At 43.4% G+C, this 17,611-nt stretch carries 14 protein-coding genes; 1 reads left to right on the top strand and 13 read right to left on the bottom strand.

The window, feature by feature from the left end; translation table 11 throughout:
* Positions 1-50 precede the first annotated feature (50 nt).
* The 6 genes from OEG80_RS10950 to OEG80_RS10975 form a co-directional block, all read right to left on the bottom strand.
* Positions 51-1,805, bottom strand: coding sequence for an AMP-binding protein (locus OEG80_RS10950; protein WP_263240824.1), 1,755 nt, complete (start codon positions 1,803-1,805; stop codon positions 51-53).
* Positions 1,806-2,146: 341 nt separating this feature from the next.
* Positions 2,147-3,382 carry an FAD-dependent oxidoreductase gene (locus OEG80_RS10955; RefSeq protein ID WP_263240826.1) on the bottom strand — a complete coding sequence of 412 codons (1,236 nt, stop codon included), beginning with the start codon at positions 3,380-3,382 and terminating at the stop codon, positions 2,147-2,149.
* Positions 3,383-3,560: 178 nt separating this feature from the next.
* Positions 3,561-4,280, bottom strand: a complete 720-nt coding sequence (locus tag OEG80_RS10960; RefSeq protein ID WP_041753349.1) for an amino acid ABC transporter ATP-binding protein — start codon at positions 4,278-4,280, stop codon at positions 3,561-3,563.
* 183 nt (positions 4,281-4,463) lie between these two features.
* Positions 4,464-5,132, bottom strand: a complete 669-nt coding sequence (locus OEG80_RS10965; protein WP_011512706.1) for an ABC transporter permease subunit — start codon at positions 5,130-5,132, stop codon at positions 4,464-4,466.
* Positions 5,129-5,875: an amino acid ABC transporter permease gene (locus tag OEG80_RS10970; RefSeq protein WP_011512705.1), complete on the bottom strand. Its 747-nt coding sequence runs from the start codon at positions 5,873-5,875 to the stop codon at positions 5,129-5,131. Before OEG80_RS10970 ends, OEG80_RS10965 begins: the two co-directional genes overlap by 4 nt.
* 109 nt (positions 5,876-5,984) lie before the next feature.
* Positions 5,985-6,977 carry a glutamate/aspartate ABC transporter substrate-binding protein gene (locus tag OEG80_RS10975; protein WP_263240829.1) on the bottom strand — a complete coding sequence of 331 codons (993 nt, stop codon included), beginning with the start codon at positions 6,975-6,977 and terminating at the stop codon, positions 5,985-5,987.
* A 552-nt stretch (positions 6,978-7,529) separates the two neighbouring features.
* Between OEG80_RS10975 and hslO the strand changes: the two genes are divergently transcribed.
* Entirely contained in the window at positions 7,530-8,510 is a 981-nt protein-coding gene (gene hslO / locus OEG80_RS10980; protein ID WP_263240831.1) for an Hsp33 family molecular chaperone HslO, read from the top strand.
* 243 nt (positions 8,511-8,753) lie between these two features.
* On the opposite strand, the gene OEG80_RS10985 is transcribed toward hslO, so the two are convergent.
* From OEG80_RS10985 to OEG80_RS11015, 7 genes are all read right to left on the bottom strand, one after another.
* On the bottom strand, positions 8,754-10,217 hold the full coding sequence (locus tag OEG80_RS10985; protein WP_263240833.1) for an esterase/lipase family protein: 1,464 nt from the start codon (positions 10,215-10,217) through the stop codon (positions 8,754-8,756).
* 230 nt (positions 10,218-10,447) lie between these two features.
* On the bottom strand, positions 10,448-12,649 hold the full coding sequence (locus OEG80_RS10990) for a PhoX family protein (protein WP_263240835.1): 2,202 nt from the start codon (positions 12,647-12,649) through the stop codon (positions 10,448-10,450).
* Positions 12,650-12,922: 273 nt separating this feature from the next.
* Positions 12,923-13,639 (bottom strand): fumarylacetoacetate hydrolase family protein, encoded by a 717-nt coding sequence (locus OEG80_RS10995; protein ID WP_263240836.1) that lies wholly within the window; start codon positions 13,637-13,639, stop codon positions 12,923-12,925.
* Positions 13,640-13,734: 95 nt separating this feature from the next.
* Positions 13,735-14,460 (bottom strand): ABC transporter permease, encoded by a 726-nt coding sequence (locus OEG80_RS11000; protein WP_263240837.1) that lies wholly within the window; start codon positions 14,458-14,460, stop codon positions 13,735-13,737.
* Positions 14,461-14,472: 12 nt separating this feature from the next.
* Positions 14,473-15,207 carry an ABC transporter permease gene (locus tag OEG80_RS11005; RefSeq protein ID WP_263240839.1) on the bottom strand — a complete coding sequence of 245 codons (735 nt, stop codon included), beginning with the start codon at positions 15,205-15,207 and terminating at the stop codon, positions 14,473-14,475.
* A 436-nt stretch (positions 15,208-15,643) separates the two neighbouring features.
* Complete coding sequence (locus OEG80_RS11010) at positions 15,644-16,561, bottom strand: ABC transporter substrate-binding protein (RefSeq protein ID WP_263240841.1); 918 nt, start codon at positions 16,559-16,561, stop codon at positions 15,644-15,646.
* Between the two features lie 99 nt (positions 16,562-16,660).
* Positions 16,661-17,593: a transporter substrate-binding domain-containing protein gene (locus OEG80_RS11015; protein ID WP_263240843.1), complete on the bottom strand. Its 933-nt coding sequence runs from the start codon at positions 17,591-17,593 to the stop codon at positions 16,661-16,663.
* Positions 17,594-17,611: the final 18 nt, after the last annotated feature.

Consider the following 17,611-nt stretch of genomic DNA (forward strand, 5'->3'; position numbering starts at 1 on the left):
TCTTTACCAATGTAAGTTATTAATAAAAAAGAAGTAAAACGGCTCAAGTTTTATAATCCTAACTCTTCTTTCATCTGCTCAATAATTTTATATTTCTGAATTTTACCAGTGATGGTCATTGGGTATTCGGTCACAAAGCGATAATAGGCTGGCACTTTATAGTGAGCAATATGCTCACTACAGAATTGACGTACTTCTTCTTCCGTTAAGCTGCCAGCTTCTTTAGGTATAATCCAAGCAGCCAATACTTCACCATACTTTTCATCAGGAACGCCAACAATTTGCACATCACGGATTTTAGGATGACGATAGAGATAGTTTTCGATTTCAACCGGATAGATGTTTTCACCGCCACGGATAACCATATCTTTACTACGACCGACGATTTTGACATAGCCATCTTCGTCCATGGTTGCCAAGTCACCGGTATGCATCCAGCCATTTTGAATGGCTTCACGCGTTTTAAAGCGACTGCCCCAATAGCCTTTCATGACCGAATAACCACGGGTGAGTAACTCGCCAGTTTCGCCTAAGGGCACAATTTCACCTGTTTCAGTATCAATTACTTTGACTTCAAGTGCAGGCTGCACGAGTCCCACGGTCGAGACTTGCTTATCAAGTGGCGTATGTTCATTGGTTTGACAGGATACTGGGCTGGTTTCAGTCATGCCATAAGCAATGGTGACCTCTTTCATGTGCATCTCATCGATGACGCGGCGCATGATCTCAATCGGACAACTAGAGCCTGCCATAATGCCAGTACGCAAGGTCGATAAGTCGAAATTTTTAAATTCAGGGTGATCAAGCTCAGCGATAAACATCGTCGGTACGCCATGTAAACCCGTACATTTTTCCTGTTCAACTGCTTGTAATACCGATAATGGTTCAAAACCATCATTTGGATAAACGATACAACCGCCATGAGTGAGAATGGCTAAATTGCCAAGCACCATACCAAAGCAATGATATAAAGGCACTGGAATACACAGTCTATCCTTTTCAGTAAAATTCATCGCTTCACCGATGAAATAGCCGTTATTTAATATATTACGATGGCTTAAAGTCGCGCCTTTCGGTGTGCCCGTTGTACCACTGGTAAACTGTACGTTAATGGCGTCAGTATTTTTAAGCTGAGCTTGACGCTCGGCGATACGCGGATCATTGGCATCACCTTCTGCCATCCATGCAGAAAACTTCTGCATAAACCCAAACTCTTCATCGCTGTTTGGTTCATCAATCCAAATGATGCGCTCAATCGTTGGAATCTCGACCAAATCCAGCTGAGTGTAATTTTTGTGGTAAATCTCAGGACACATCTCACGGATTAAACTGGCATAGTCACTACTTTTAAAATGGCGCATGAGCACCAATGCCGAGCAGCCCAACTTATTTAGCGCATATTGCAGCTCAAAGACACGATAAGCAGGGTTGATATTGACTAAAATGACACCGACCTTGGCGGTCGCTAATTGCATCAAAAGCCATTCAGCATTGTTGTGCGACCAGATACCGATACGGTCACCAATCTCAAGCCCCATCTCAATCATGCTGCTCGCTAACTGATTGACTTGCTGTTGCAGCTGTTTATATGTCCAGCGAATATTTTGATGGCAGACGACCAGCGCTTCGCGTTCAGGATATTTGGAGACGATAGCATCAAAGAAATCACCGATGGTCGCTTCAATCAGCGGCACATCAGGACCTTTATCATAGCTTTGAGTCAATGGCGCATTTGCCGAACGTGCGCCCATATTGATAGAGGGGATATTATTTAGAATGGTATCAAAATGGATATTTTGAGTCATAACGAGTCCTTTCGTTTTACTTTTCATAATACTTATTAGTCGCCTGCCACCCATTCATTCTTCCTTGAACAGGTCTCGACTAGCGTTAGCTACTATACCGCCTTAAATCGAATGCTGTCAATAATAGTAATACAATATGTATCATTTAATTAGAAACCAATGGTGATGATTTACTAAAGATAGCATAAAAATATGGCAGATATTTGACACAAAAAAGCCAGTCACGCTATGTATAGGTGGCTGGCTTTTTTTTAGCACTAAATTTTAGAGTATTTTCAATTTAAAAACATGATGCATGTTTAACAAGCTAAGACCATAAACTACAGGCAATTTGATAATTACTACGCTGATATAATTGGCGGCGCCTTAATAGTAACGGTCGCGCTGACTTCATTATTATCATTGAGTAAATTCATAATAAGCTCGTCTTCAGTTTCAGTGGTTACTTGCCAGTTGCCGTTTGCTTGCGGCACGCCCGTGGCCATCACTGAGATGGCTTTATTCTTTAAGCGAATCATCGGTGGCTTATGCTCATAACCGCTATGCTCTAAACCTAATACATCATCAGCAATCGTTGCTGCTTGCGCACGTAGTGGCGCTACATAACGGCAGGCAACACCATTGATAGACATACAATCACCAATCGCATAAATATTATTGGTATTGGTTCGTAGTGTTGGTGCATCTACTACGATACCAGTGCGATGGTTGAACTCAACTCCAGCTGCAGTTGGTAATTTACCATCAACGGTCAGACCCGTGCTGGCAATCACATGGTCGACGATTAACATCTCAAATGACTGAGCATCTGTATCTTCTCGATTAGGAGTAAATGGCTCATAGCTAACTTGCAGCTTACCGTCATCATTACGTATGACATCGGATACTTGATAACCGCCTAAGAAATTAATACCCTGCGACTGCACTGCTTTGGCAATACGAGCTGTCGCTTTTGGCGGTAGCATTTGCGATAGCGGCGCATCATTTAAATCAATTAAGGTCACCTCATGACCCGCCTTAAGCAAGTCCTCAGCAATCTCAGTGCCTACCATACCCGCACCGACAATCGCCACATGCTGACTGCCAGCTGCCAGCTTTTCTTGTAGCTGCCCAAAACGCTCAATATGATTGACATGCCATACCAAATCTTGCGGCAAACTCTTAGGGAAAATAGGATGAGCACCCATCGCTAAGACCAGCTTGTCATAGCTGATGGTTGCATAATTGGTATAAACAGGATCTGAGCGTAGCGCTGAGATAAGCTGTACCGTTTGCGCAGCAGCATCAATGTCCGTGACTTGCGTATTGGCAAGTAAGGTCACTTGTGCCGCTTCTGCCGCATCAGCGCCAGTCGCGCGTACCAAGTCTGATGCCTGCTTGTTTTGGCTGATTGCCATGGTAAGCATCGGCTTATGATAACGATCGCCATTGTCTGTGGTGATTAGAGTAATCGACACATCTTTGTCTTTGGCACGAATGGCATCAATCACGTGCCAGCCAGCTAAACCTGCACCAATGATGACAATACCTTTGGCGTCTGTTGCTGTAGTAATAGGAAATGTAGCTTCTTTGCTCATACTGACTCCATGATAGATGAGAGATTATATTGTTTTTATGATAGTGGTTGTTTATGATAGTGGCTGCCATTATATCAGTAAACAGGTATTCACTCACGTAGGCGTTTATAAAGTCGCTTACAATAAAAAAAGCGCCTATTAATAGGCGCTCTAAATAAATCAACTCTAAATGACTGCCTTAATGATTGAGAATCTTTGATAAAAACATTTGCGCGCGGTCACTTTTCGCGCTTTCAAAAAACTCATCCTTGCTACAGTTTTCAACGATATGACCTTCATCCATAAAGATAATCCGATTGGCCACCTGACTGGCAAAGCCCATCTCATGGGTAACACACATCATCGTCATGCCCTCACGGGTTAGCTCAACCATGACATCAAGTACTTCTTGAATCATTTCAGGGTCAAGTGCTGAAGTTGGCTCATCAAAGAGCATTGCCACTGGATCCATTGCTAACGCACGTGCAATCGCGACACGCTGCTGCTGCCCACCGGACAGCTCAGCTGGATACTTTGCTGCTTGCGCCGTTAGTCCGACGCGGTCTAGATATGCCATGGCTTTTTGCTTGGCTTCCGCTTCTTTACGTCCCAATACTTTGATTTGCGCGACAGTCAAATTATCAACAATCGTCAGATGCGGGAACAGCTCAAAGTGCTGAAAGACCATACCGACACTACTACGTAATTTTGGCAAGTTGGTTTTTGGCGCGCCAACGGAGATACCGCTGACCATAATCTCGCCTTTTTGAAAAGGCTCTAGCCCATTAACCGTTTTTATCAAGGTCGACTTGCCGCTGCCCGATGGACCACAAACGACGACGACATCGCCTTTATGCACATGGGCACTACAGCCAGACAACACTTGAAAATCACCATACCATTTACTCACATCACTCATTTGGATGACGATTTCATCGCTTGCATGACCAGTGTTAGTGACCAGTCCGCCAAATTCATTTATATACGTGTCAGTATTATTCATTACTGGCTCATTCATCACTGGCTCCTAACCACATTATTTTCATCATTATTAAATATAGCTCTTAACGTACAGGTTTCGATACGAATTTATTAAAGATCATTAGAATCTTAAACGCTTTTGTACTTGTTGTACGCCAATAGAGGCACTCAAACTGATAATAAAATAAACAGCGCCTGCTCCTAATATATAGGGCGTTAATAAACCCATCAGCTCACCGCGTACATAAGCGGCACGGAAAAAATCCGTCAAGCCAATCGCGAAAACCAATGTCGTATCTTGGAATAAAATAATACATTGCTGTAAAATCAGCGGTAGCATCTTGCGAAACGCCTGCGGCAAAATAATCAAGCGCATCGTTTGCCCATAGGTCATGCCAAGCGCTTTCGCAGCGTTAACCTGCCCACTGCCGATAGATTGGATACCCGCACGTACCACCTCTGAAAAATATGCCGCTTCAAACATCATAAAAGCGACTACACACGAGGTAAAGGCTGTATCGAGTTGCAGATATTTACCAGCGACCCAAAAATAAATCATCGGTACGGCAAAATAAAACCAGAGCAGCACGAGCAGCAATGGCACAGAACGGAAATAATTGACGTATAGCTTTGCAGGTATCTCAAGCGCTTTGATACCAGACAAACGCATCAAAGCCAATACCGTTCCTAAGCTGAGACCGCCTAAGATTGCTAAAAATAATACTTTTAAAGTAGTCAGCATGCCACCCATCAAACCGGGATAGGCAGTTGCAAGTTCGGTCATATTCATTTTTGACTCCCTGCAATTAGCCCAGGCACACGCAATTTACGTTCAATTAGCCCCATAATGGCAATTAAAGACAGATTAAACACCAGATAAATAATGGTCGCATAGGTATAAATCTCAAGACTGTTTTGAGTATATTCACTGATGGTTTTGGTCTGACTGATCAGCTCCATTACCCCAACCAAAGACGCAACTGAGGCGTTTTTAAAGCAGTTGGTCAGCTCTGAGCTCAGCGGCGGTAAGATAATTCGAAACGCTTGTGGCAGCAGTACTTCTTTATAGGCTTGTGGGATACTAAAGCCAAGTGCGTAGGCAGCATTGATCTGCCCTTGAGGTAGTGACTCGATACCAGTACGTACTTGTTCAACAATACGAGCTGCGGTAAATAAACCAAGACCGATACTGGCTGACAGCATGGCTGAGGTATTGGGAGACAAGTCTTTATACCACCACTCTTGTATGGATGGGGTGAGCCAACCTGGAGCTATATAAAACCAGAAAAATAATTGTACCAATAAAGGGATATTGCGGAAAAACGTCACATAAGCAGTACCGATAGCACGTGCGCCTTTATTCGGCAAGGTACGCATGATGCCAAAAATAGTACCAACCACCATGGCGATTGCCCATGCAATACTGCCAATCAATAACAACCAGCCAAGACCAGTAATCATCCAATGGATATACAGCTCGCTACCGATACCGGTCTGCTCAAACAGCACACCCCAGTTCCAGCTATAATTCATAATTGTCTCTCCGAGCAACGGTTAAAAAGCCCACGCTTTCAGACTGCTATCAAACTATTTGACAAACAATCTGAACGCGTAAGCATGCTATGTTGAGGGACAAGAAGCGTTATTGCGCAGTCGCTACTTTTGGCTGATCGCTATCATGTGGATTGGCAATCAATGCTTTTAAGTTATCTGACATCTCAAACTTTAGATTGACATTTTTTGGTGGAATTGGATTTAAGAACCATTTGTCATAAATGCTATTGATCTCGCCTGACTTAAAGACATTGGCTAGTGCTTCATCGACCACGGCTTTAAACTCTGGATCGTCTTTACGCATCATACAACCATAGATCTCAAACGATTGTGGCTCACCGACAATGACCCATTCATCTGGATTTTTTGCTTTGGCTTTTTCGCCTGCTAGCAATACATCATCCATCATAAAGGCATCGGCACGACCGTTTTCTAGCATCAAGAAACCTTCGCCATGGTCTTTTGCTGAGATGACATTGATATCCATCTTTTTATCATCGTTGTATTCACGAATATAACGCTCTGAAGTTGTACCTGCAGTCGTGACTAAGGTTTTACCCTTTAAATCATCGAAACCTTGGATACCTGAATCTTTTTTGGTCAATAAACGCGTACCGATTTCAAAGAAGCCGTTAGAAAAAGCGACTTGTTTCTGACGCTCTTCATTGTTGGTTGTTGAACCACACTCAAAATCCACTGTACCATTTTGTACTAATGGGATGCGTGTTTGTGAGGTAATAAGGTTATAGCGGATTTTTAGATCTGGCATATTCAGCTTTTGTTTGACAGCTTCTACCACTTTCATCTCTAAATCATGAGCATAGCCGATCGGCTGATTTGGATCATCAGCGATGTATGAGAACGGAATAGAAGAGTCACGGTGACCGACGACGATGGTGCCTGATTCTTTGATTTTATCTAAGGTGCCGTTGGTATTTGCCGTCGCCTCGGTGGTTGCTCCATCTGCTGACGTCGCCTCATTACTGGTTTGGCTATTGTTGTTACAGCCTGCTAGAGCTAGTGCCATAAAGGCAACTAACGTTAATGGTTTGGATATAGAGGTAGAAAGAGAGTAAGTCATGAGATATGTCCTTTTATCACATTGCCACAAGATTGGAATGACATTTAAGTGCGATAGAAACCGTAGAAAAACGCTATAAATTTGCGTTTATGGGCCCTATTGCTATGCATCCGTGCTGTTGCTGTTGTTTATCACTATGCAACTTAATGTTACTGTACAACAAATTGACTGACGAGGGTAAACTTTTTTTACTCAGCTGACTATTTTTGGTTTTTAATTTTTTGGAGATGATAATCCCTAAATAAAACAAGCTCTAACGTCATTAATATAGGTATGTATTTGATAAAGCTAATAGAGAAATTCATTTTTTATAAACGGCATTTCTTACGTCAACAATATACTATAGTCAGTCCCAAATAAAAGAAATACAAAAATTATAAGGTGCTACTGGTATCAATTCTGCTTGCTGACCGTGCCTACGCAGAAAGAAGCTGCGAATAATTAATCCCAGTAGCACTGTATTTTTTTAAAAGTGTATCTACTATAGATACGATTGATAAATCCGAACCTATCCCCATAAAGCTAGCAACTTCTTAATCTTATAAATGACCTATGATCCAAGATACCCAAAATCCGAATGCCCCTGAACAAAATACTGATCTGATGCAAGATAACGACATTCGCCAACGCTTTTTTATTGAAGACTCTCCGGTGCGCGGTGATGTGGTGCGCCTATCGCGTAGCTATGCGACGACCATTGCGCAAAAGCCTTATCCTGAAGCACTAAAACGCTTACTCGGTGAGATGTTGACGGCTGCAAGTTTGCTGATTGGTACTGTTAAAATCAATGGTCGCTTGTCGATTCAATTGCAATCATCAGATAGCGATAGTTTGCTGAATTGGGCGATGGCTGAATGTGATCAAAACGGTATTATCCGCGCCCTTGCTAGCTGGAAAGATGATACTGACGAGCACGTACAAGCGTGGAATAATATGCTGCATGCTAAAGAAGCGTTTGCTGAACTGGGCGCTACTGGTCAAGGCGTATTATTTATCAATATCCAACCGGATGGCGGCGAGCCGTATCAAGGTATTGTTGAACGTAGCCATGACAATTTGGCAGATTGCTTGGCGCATTATCAAAAGCAATCGGCACAGATTCCAACGCTGATTAATTTGGCATCTGATGGTTTACAAGCGGGTGGCATCTTGGTGCAAATGCTGCCGCGTACCGCTCAAGAAACCTACGAAGTTGAGCAAAATGAAGATGCTGGTATTGATGATGACTTGTGGACACGCTTGTCTGTATTGACGCGTACACTGAAAGCAGAAGAATTGACCACGCTTGATACCAATGAGATTTTGTATCGCTTATATCATGAAGAAAAAGTCGTTGCTCCTGATCCTATCTCGTTATCGTTTGGTTGTACGTGTTCACGTGAAAAGTGTGAAATGGCAATCGAGCAAATTGGCGAAACAGAAGCATTGGATATCGTTGCAGAGCAAAACGGTACCTTTGAGATGGATTGCGGATTCTGCGGTGAGATTTATAAATTTAATAAAGACGATGTGGCAGCGATTTTTGCTGAGTAGTCTTTTATCTCATTTATTTAAGTATAGTCAATTCCAAATAAAACAGATACGTTATATTTCAACGCAGTACTGGTATAAATTTTTCTGGCGTGCTGTGCCTACGCCGACAGAGGCTGCGTAAAATTCATCCCAGTCCTACTGTATCGTTTTAATACTGAATTCACTATAGTCAGTCATAAAAAACCCTCAAGTATGATGCTTGAGGGTTTTTAGCATTAGTCTGATTATTTTGTATCTCTTATGCTAAACCTCATAGGTTTCTGGATAAGAATAAATACGCGGGTTCAGCGCATACTTTGCTTCATGTGCATCGCCTAATCTGTCATCCAAGAGCCAAGCAATGATTTGCTGATGTACTCTATCGCTGTAGATTAAGTTCATATGGTTTATCCCATAAAAAATAGCTTTGTGTCCCTCTGGTACTGCCAGCGTATGCTCTTCGGTATGCTCACCCAGTGCTGACTCTACCGAAACTAGCCCATCGCCCAATAAACTTGTGGTCTTAAATTCAAAATGGGTCTCGACCATCACTGCTGCTACCAGATAGGTATTCACATGCAATGGCAAGTGAGTAGGATGCCGAAAATCTGCTGGTAGCACACTACGCCCCTCTAACGCTTGCCAGTCAGCATCTCGAATACTGCCGTAACGCAGATCAATGATACCCGCACTGCGCATATCACCAAGCTTTGCCAATGACCCAGCAAAGGGCAATTTAGCGATTTTATCTTGGACGAAATGCCCAATCTGCTCCAAACTTGCGCCATGATGCGGCGACCCTAAAGTCACCAGATTGCTCACCCTTTTGACCCAGCTAAAACCTTGCTCTTTGCCATAAAACAGCGCGCTACGGCTTACCAAACCGCCCATACTATGACCGACCAAATCAATCTGGGTGATGTCTGGGTTATTTTCAACCAAATCTTGCAACACTTGAGCAAAGCTACGTCCATTACTTGAGATACGTCGACCTGTATTATAATTTAAGTACAAGACAGTCGCTGATGGCAAGCTATACATGAGCGCTTTTGCCAGATTATTCTCACCAGATACTTTCCAGCTTAAGTGGCTTAAACAAAGTCCATGGCATAGAATAATAACGCGCCCTGACAATACAGCGCTTTGCACCCGATTATTGGTATCATACAGCACCATCGATACTGCTAATGGATTTTGATGCGTAATCAGATGATCACCCATCACTCCGTTTAGGATATTGACCATGCGCCGCAAGTTCTTAGGTAATAGTCTGACCTTTTTGGGTTTTAAAACAGTATTATAAAGGTGCAGACCTGAGGCTAAATTATTACCAATCAGCTGCATCGCCTGACGTACCGTACCATAAATGCGTCCCGTGATACCCTGTTGCCAGCGCTCGACATTTCCTTTATTAAACCGCCCTAAAGGACGCAGTAATATCTCACGGTGGATGGCTTCTACAATGTCAGTCACCTCGACCACACCCATAGTCGCAAGCTGTGCCAATCCTTCAAAAAAACCAACCAATGAGAGCGGTTGATACGGTTGAACATCACTATGATTCACGCTTTTTTCAGTCAGCTCATCCACATAGATATAGTCAAGCTTATCCAGTTCCTCATAGACATCGCCTTGAAATCCTATATCGATAGCAGATTGCTCATCAGAAGGACGCCGAGTCGTTGCAAATAAATCATGTATAGTTTCTAAAGGTTTTGGACTGAGCATAATGTTGACATATCAAACAGTTAAAGGGATTTTCCATACTATCCTGTAATGGTCATAAACAGAAGAGAATGATTTAACTATCAAGTATCTTTATTGTCAAAAAGCCATGTAATTATTCAATATCAAAAATTGCACACTAGTAGCTATCGCCTAAAACACAAAAATCCCAAAGCCATGGCTTAGGATTTTTATGTTTGCTAAGACGCATCATTACTAATGCAAATGTCTAACTAGACAAACGACTCTGCCAATATGACATCACCATCTTCGCGAGTAATCATGACGGTGGCTGAGCGTGGTGTACTACCTCCAGCAATAGCGCCCCACGTATTACCCGGATGCTGAATATTAATAAATAAGGTTTTAAAGTCTGGGGCCATCGTAATACCTGTGACTTCACAGCCCTCCGGACCGACGAAGAAACGTTTGATATTGTCATTATTGGCAGGCATGCCGACTCGGGTTTGTTGCCCCGCTGACGTAGTAGTGAGGGTTCCATCACTGACATTGCCCGGTAGCGCAGCTAGCAACATACAGCTGCTGGTATCGGTATAAGCACCGTCATCTGTTTGAATCCATAGGACGCCACGTGGATCAAAGTATAAGCCGTCGGGGGAAGAAAAGTCATTATTGTCATTTAATTGTGATAAGTTTTCTGCTGATAAATCACTCGGCGCAGCAAATAAATAAATATCCCATTCAAAACTGGTTGCCGCATGATCGCCCCCTGCTTCTGCCCAGCGAATAATATGACCATTGTCATTACCACGCGCTTTGCCGCCAGTATTATAGCTGCGCGGATTGGGCGCTGAAAGTGGCTGATCATCACGTACACCACGATATTTATTATTGGTCAATGTTACATATACATCGCCCGTTATGGGACTGACCGACACCCACTCTGGTCGATCCATTTTGGTGGCACCGACCACATCTGCTGCTGCACGAGCAAAGACTAACACCTCATCTTGTCCATGAAAAGGCAAGACCGTATTGGAGACATCCAGTCCATTTTGACCGTGAATCAACGCTTTCCATTCACCGCGGCCATTTTCATTAAAGATGGCAACATAGAGCGTACCCTCATTCAAATACTTGTCACCTGCTTTTAATCCACCGCCGATATCAGCATTTGACCATGTGGCTTTGGAGACGAACTTATAGATATATTCACCCCGAGCATCGTCACCCATATAAAAGACCACCGGTTTGCCTTGTTCAACAGGGGCATAGGCACAATTTTCATGAGCAAAACGTCCTAGTGCCGTGCGCTTTTGCGGCATGGAATTTTGATCAAAAGGATCAATTTCGGTGATATAGCCAAAGGTATTAAAGCCATTTCTATAATCGTCAGCAGCGCTAGCACTAGCGGCGGTCATATCCCAGCGTGAAAACTCATCGCTTATCTTGGCATCTTTAGCATCAGGGGTATGCCATAAATATTCCCAACCAGGGAAGTTTTCCGTTGCCCCGTAGCGTTCGCGACCATAGTTATGCCCAGCGCTTAATTGGCTAGCATCTTGCCCACGGGCAAATACCCCTAAAAAGTTCTCTTCGGTGGTCAGATAAGTGCCCCAAGGTGATAAACCTGCACCGCAGTTATTATTGATGCCGCGAGTCTGAAAGCCTGTCGGATCAAACTTAGTCTTGACCAAATCAGAACCTGCAACGGGTCCTGTCAACTGCGCCGTACTACTACTCGTGAGACGGCGATTATATTTCGAATCAGCCACCATCTCATAGCCCATACCATCAGCGCGGCGTTTCATCTCGACCACCGCCACCCCATGACAATTAACCTCACGGCGCACGTCGCTAGCAAGTCGACGATTTTGAAAGATGGGCGCGGCGTTGTTATCTTGGATAACATGATAGCCAAACGGACTCAGCTCACTACTGTTTACGTATTCATGATTCATTACCAGCAGCCCATTCTCTGACGCTTTGGGGTCATAGGCGCTGCCCTTTTTGCCAAAGAACCACATGCCATCATGATTATCACCCATGCGCCATTCGAATGACTCAGCCGACTGCTCTCGATTGTCTTTCCAGTCATCAATACCAGATATCAGCGGCGTGCCAAGTGGTAATATCATCTCGGCCTTATAGCCTGCTGCCACGCTCATCGTTTCGGCAGTCGAATGCGCCACTGCTGTAAACTTCAAAGTTTCGGGACGTTTGAGATTACCTTGTGCAGGGACAGCAGCATCATTGCCATTATTTTTGGCAGGAATACTATCATCGTCATCGCTACAGCCGACTAAAGGGAGCGCGCCAAAAAACGCCGCCGCTGTTAATCCTGTGCCACCTTTTAGGATACTACGCCGATTTAAACGACGACTAATAATGGTTTGAAAATCGATATTGTTGGTCGGATTAGAATCTTCAACGACTTCATGGGCAAGTGGTTGTTTGCTATTCAATAATGTCATTATCAGTCACCTTGCTGTTAGGCTTGATTGGCATGAGAGAGTTGATTGCAGTCTTGTAATTGCAATCACCAAAATACGAATTATGCCTAAGTCTACTGAGTGTTTATGACAGTATGTTGAAAACCAAATGCCAATTTGATAGTAATGTGACGATAACCTCATGACAAATGGCTATTACCACTGATAAACCAAAAAAATCCCAAGTGTGAACTTGGGATTTTTTGATAGCGCCAATGCATGTAAAAACTTATATGATACTGCTGCGATAAAAAACTATCGAACTTGCACCTGCCATTCATGAGTGCCAAGCTTGAATGTTAGCGTATCATCTGCTTGCAATACTCCAACGCCGCTCGGCGTACCAGTCATAATAACATCGCCTGCTTGTAAGCTAAAGGCACGGCTAATCTCTACTAGTAGCTCATACACTGGAAATAGCATTAGGGCACTATCGCCATCTTGCTTCAGCTCGTCATTAATATAAAGCTGATATTCAACATGGCAAAAATCGCCAAACGTTTGCGGATCAATCCAATCAGCAAGTACGCAAGCGCCATCAAAGCACTTAGCCCGCTCCCATGGATGACCTTTTTCTTTCAGCTTGCTTTGTAGATCACGTAGGGTCAAATCAAGTCCCAAGGTCACGCTGCCAATCGCTTGCTTGGCTTGTTCAACCGTTGCTGACGATAAGTCGGCTGCCAGCTGAATACACAGCTCTGCTTCGTAATGAGTGTCACCATATAGCGCTGGATTTGGACGGACAATATCATTATGCACGCTGACCACTGACGATGCGGGCTTCATAAATAAGATAGGCGATTTTGGTATCTCATTACCAAGCTCACGCGCGTGTTCCGCATAGTTACGGCCAACGCAAATGACCTTGCCAATCGATGCACGTACGCTATTGTTAACAGTAGCGATGCTCGCGTCATCATTGACACTGACAGCAATCGCATCGACTAAGGATATAGATGGTGATTGGCTCATACTAGGCGCTCACAGCAAATGGTTAATATTGTAAAAAGAGAAACATACTGCACTATTACATGACGTTTATGATAAGTTTTGTTCATGACAACTCATTAGCCAACTGTATTCGTGCTTACATCTGGCGGCACATAGCTTGCATGACGATTCATACGCTTTTCGAACATTCTAAAGCTAAATAAAATCACCCACGACAATAACAGATAAACAATACCTGCAGCGAAGAATAGCTCCATTAAAGTATAAGTCCGCGCACTAATGGTACGAGCGACACCCGTGATATCCATTAAAGCAATCGTTGACGCCAGCGCACTGCCCTTTAGCATAAAGATAACTTCGTTGCTGTACGCCGGAATCACAATACCAAAAGCACGCGGTAATGTAATACGGGTCAGCTTTTGCCATTTTGACATCCCAATCGCATCGGCTGCTTCAAGCTCACCCACCGGAATATTTTGGATCGCACCGCGAATAATCTCTGCCAAATATGCACTAGTATTTAAGGTAAAGGCAATAATTGCACACCAGTAAGCTTGGCTAAGGACTGGTTCCCATAAGAACGAATTACGTACCGCTTCAAACTGCCCAAGACCATAATAAATCAGAAATATCTGTACCAGTAGCGGTGTGCCACGAAAAAAGAAGATATACAGAAAAGGGAGTATCTGTACCACCCAATTTTTGGACAGACGTAACAGCGCCAAAACCAAACCAAAAAATAAGCCCATAATACCCGAGAACAAAACCAACTGTACGGTCAATACCGCGCCACCAAGTAAGTCTGGGATATGATCAAAAATCACCTGCCAATTCCAATCCATAGTATATCTCCTCTACCCTATGGTCGATTGACGGCGGGTTGTTTGACGGCTGAGCTTTTTAGCATAACGCGCTGCCGGATTGGCGCGCCATTCAAGCCACATCATAAAGCCCGTAATCAACATGGTCAGACCCAAATAGATAATCGCCGCCGCCATATAAAAGGTAAATGGCTGCTGTGTTGATTGCGCGGCGCGCGAGGACTGATACATGATATCTTTAAGACCTACGACCGACACCAGTGCCGTATCTTTAAGCAAAACCAAAAATAGATTACCCAAACCTGGCAATGCAATCTGCCATACTTGCGGTAAGGTTATGCGATAAAAAGTCTGAAAAGGACGCATACCAATCGCTTGCGCCGCTTCTCGCTGTCCTATAGGAATCTCTTGAATCGACATACGGAAGATTTCAGTCGCATAAGCACCAAAAGCAATAGACAGTGCCATCACGCCGCCCCAAAAAGCGCTAATCTCGACATAGTCGTTATAGCCGAACTTTTTGAGGATGCTCATTAGCAGTATAGAGCCGCCATAGTAGATAAACAATACCAATAGCAGCTCAGGAATACCGCGCATCGTGGCGGTATAGACAGTCGCAATTTTGCGCAGCAGCCAGATATTAGATAGCTTTGCTGTGGCACCGAGCAAACCTAAGAACATGCCGATGATCAGACTGGTCATGGCAAGCTGTATGGTGACGGTAGCGCCGCTCAATAAAAGCGCGCCAAATCCTTGTAAGTCAAACACGATTATCCACTCAGTCTCTTTATATTAGCAAATTGCAAAATATGAGTTAAAAAAATCAGCATCAATAGCTGAATACAGTTAATAAACGTACTTTAGACCCAAGAAATATGAGCCATTTGCGTCATAGACTGACGCTAGATTAATACGATTACTGCCGCGATAATTGACACAGTAGAAATGAGCGCTGATTTTATCATATTCATTCGCCGCTATGTTAATACTGACGTGTAAAAGCACCGCCTAAATAGATATCTATCTCTTTAAAAGGCCGATAATTTGGTTAAATAACAGCAAATCTGTTGGTTAATAATGCTTACAATAATAGCGTGACTGTAAATAAGGACACAAGAAAAAGGACATCACCATAATGGCGATGTCCTCATGCTTATTAACACAATATGAATGCAGTCGTGAAAATAGTAATACTACTGAGCTTTTACTGTGTAGCACTATCTATAGCTGGAGCTTCTGTTAGTGTCGCACTTGCTGGCACAGCAAAGTATTTTTTATTGATCTTATTATAAGTGCCATTGGCTTTAATATTGCTCAATGAGGTATTAATTTTTGCTTGTAGAGCTTCATCATTCGGACGCACCGCAATCGCAAAGTTATCATTGATATCAATCTCCGCGCCCTTTAACACATAATTATTACCGGACGTCGAGCTGAGCCATTCAATCGCTGGCAGTTTATCCGATATCATGGCATCGACGCGACCAGCACCTAAATCTAAAAACGCATTACTTAATGTATCATATAGCTTCATATCCGCTTTTGGATAAGTGTTTTCTAGCCACTGTGATGAGATGGTGGAGCGCTGAGCGGCGATAGAGTGGGCATTAATATCAGTCACCTTAGCAGGGTCAAAGGTGCTATCTTTTTTGGCTAAAAACACTAGCGCATTGCTAAAATACGGATCCGTAAAAGCGACTTGTTGAGCGCGCTCAGGGGTGACTGACATCGCAGCGACGATAGCATCATATTTACCAGCCTTGAGACCGGGGATGATACCGTCCCAATCTTGCGCCACAATCTCACAAGTTACTTGCATATCAGCACAGATAGCATTGGCAATTTCGATATCAAAACCGCCGAGCGTGCCATCTGCATTGGTATAGTTAAAGGGCGCATAAGCACCCTCAGTACCGATACGCAGCACATTACCCTCTGTCGCATCTGCTTTTTTCTCAGCTGTCTCCGCAGTATTATTAGCGTCTGAGTTAGTACTTTCAGCCCCTTTATCTTGACCGTTACTACAACCGACTAAAGCTAAAAATGCTGCCACTGCTAGCATAGGTTTTGAAAACCGCTGACTGGTCACTGAATTTGAGCCTATGACAAGATGGTTGCTCATAATCATCCTTGAGTTTATTACGTCGTGAAATTTTGATAAGTGCTGGCAAATATGCATTCCTCAAAACTTAGGATCAATACATATTTGTCATCACAGGTATTAGTTTGCTGTCGCTTGCTCTTCTTTAGCAATCGCCGTATCAGCATCGACACTAGCTTTATCCATGACTACTACTTCTTTGATATCACTAGTAGCGACTGCTTTTTGAGCAGCAGTGGTTGAGCTGGTACCAAAATAGCTACCCGTGATTTGATCATAAGTGCCATTGTCTTTTAGCTCAGCCAAGGCTTTATTAAATTTGGCAACCAATGGATCGCCTTTACGGAAAGCGATACCCATCGCATCATCATTGGTGCTGATTTCTTGACCTTTGACCTCATAGTCTTTACCAGCTTCTGTTTTTAGCCAGTCAATACCAGTCACTTTATCAGACATCATCGCCCGTACACGACCTGACGTTAGATCCAGATACGCATTGTCTTGGGTATCATAAAGTTTGATATCAGCATCAGCATGTTTATCTTGTAGATATTGCGAGGCAACAGTTGAACGCTGTGAGGCAATTGGCTGACCTTTTAGAGCGTCAACACTAACATCGTCGCCTTTTTTACCGATTAAGATAATACCGCTATGAAAGTAAGGTTCGCTAAATTCGACCACTTCTTTGCGCTCAGGGGTGATTGACATACCAGCGATGGCAGCGTCAAACTTCTGCGCATTTAAGCCTGGAATCAAGCCATCCCAATCCTGGGAGATCACTTCGCATTTGGCTTTCATTTGCGCACATAGTGCGTCAACCAATTCAATCTCATAGCCGATTAACTTGCCATCAGCATCGGTATAACTAAAAGGTTTATAGCTTGATTCTGTCGCGATTTTGATATTTAAAGGCGTATCAGTTGGAGCATCTGTTTCAGTGCTTTCTGTCGGTGCAGAGCTGTTGTTACAGGCAGCTAGCATCAGCATGGCAGCGCTTAGTGGCGCTAACCACAAGGCTTTTTTGGTCATTGACGAGGTCATTGAAATGATCATAGTGGTTATTCCTTAATA

It is taken from the genome of Psychrobacter sp. SC65A.3 (assembly GCF_025642195.1).
GTDB classification, from domain to species: domain Bacteria; phylum Pseudomonadota; class Gammaproteobacteria; order Pseudomonadales; family Moraxellaceae; genus Psychrobacter; species Psychrobacter cryohalolentis.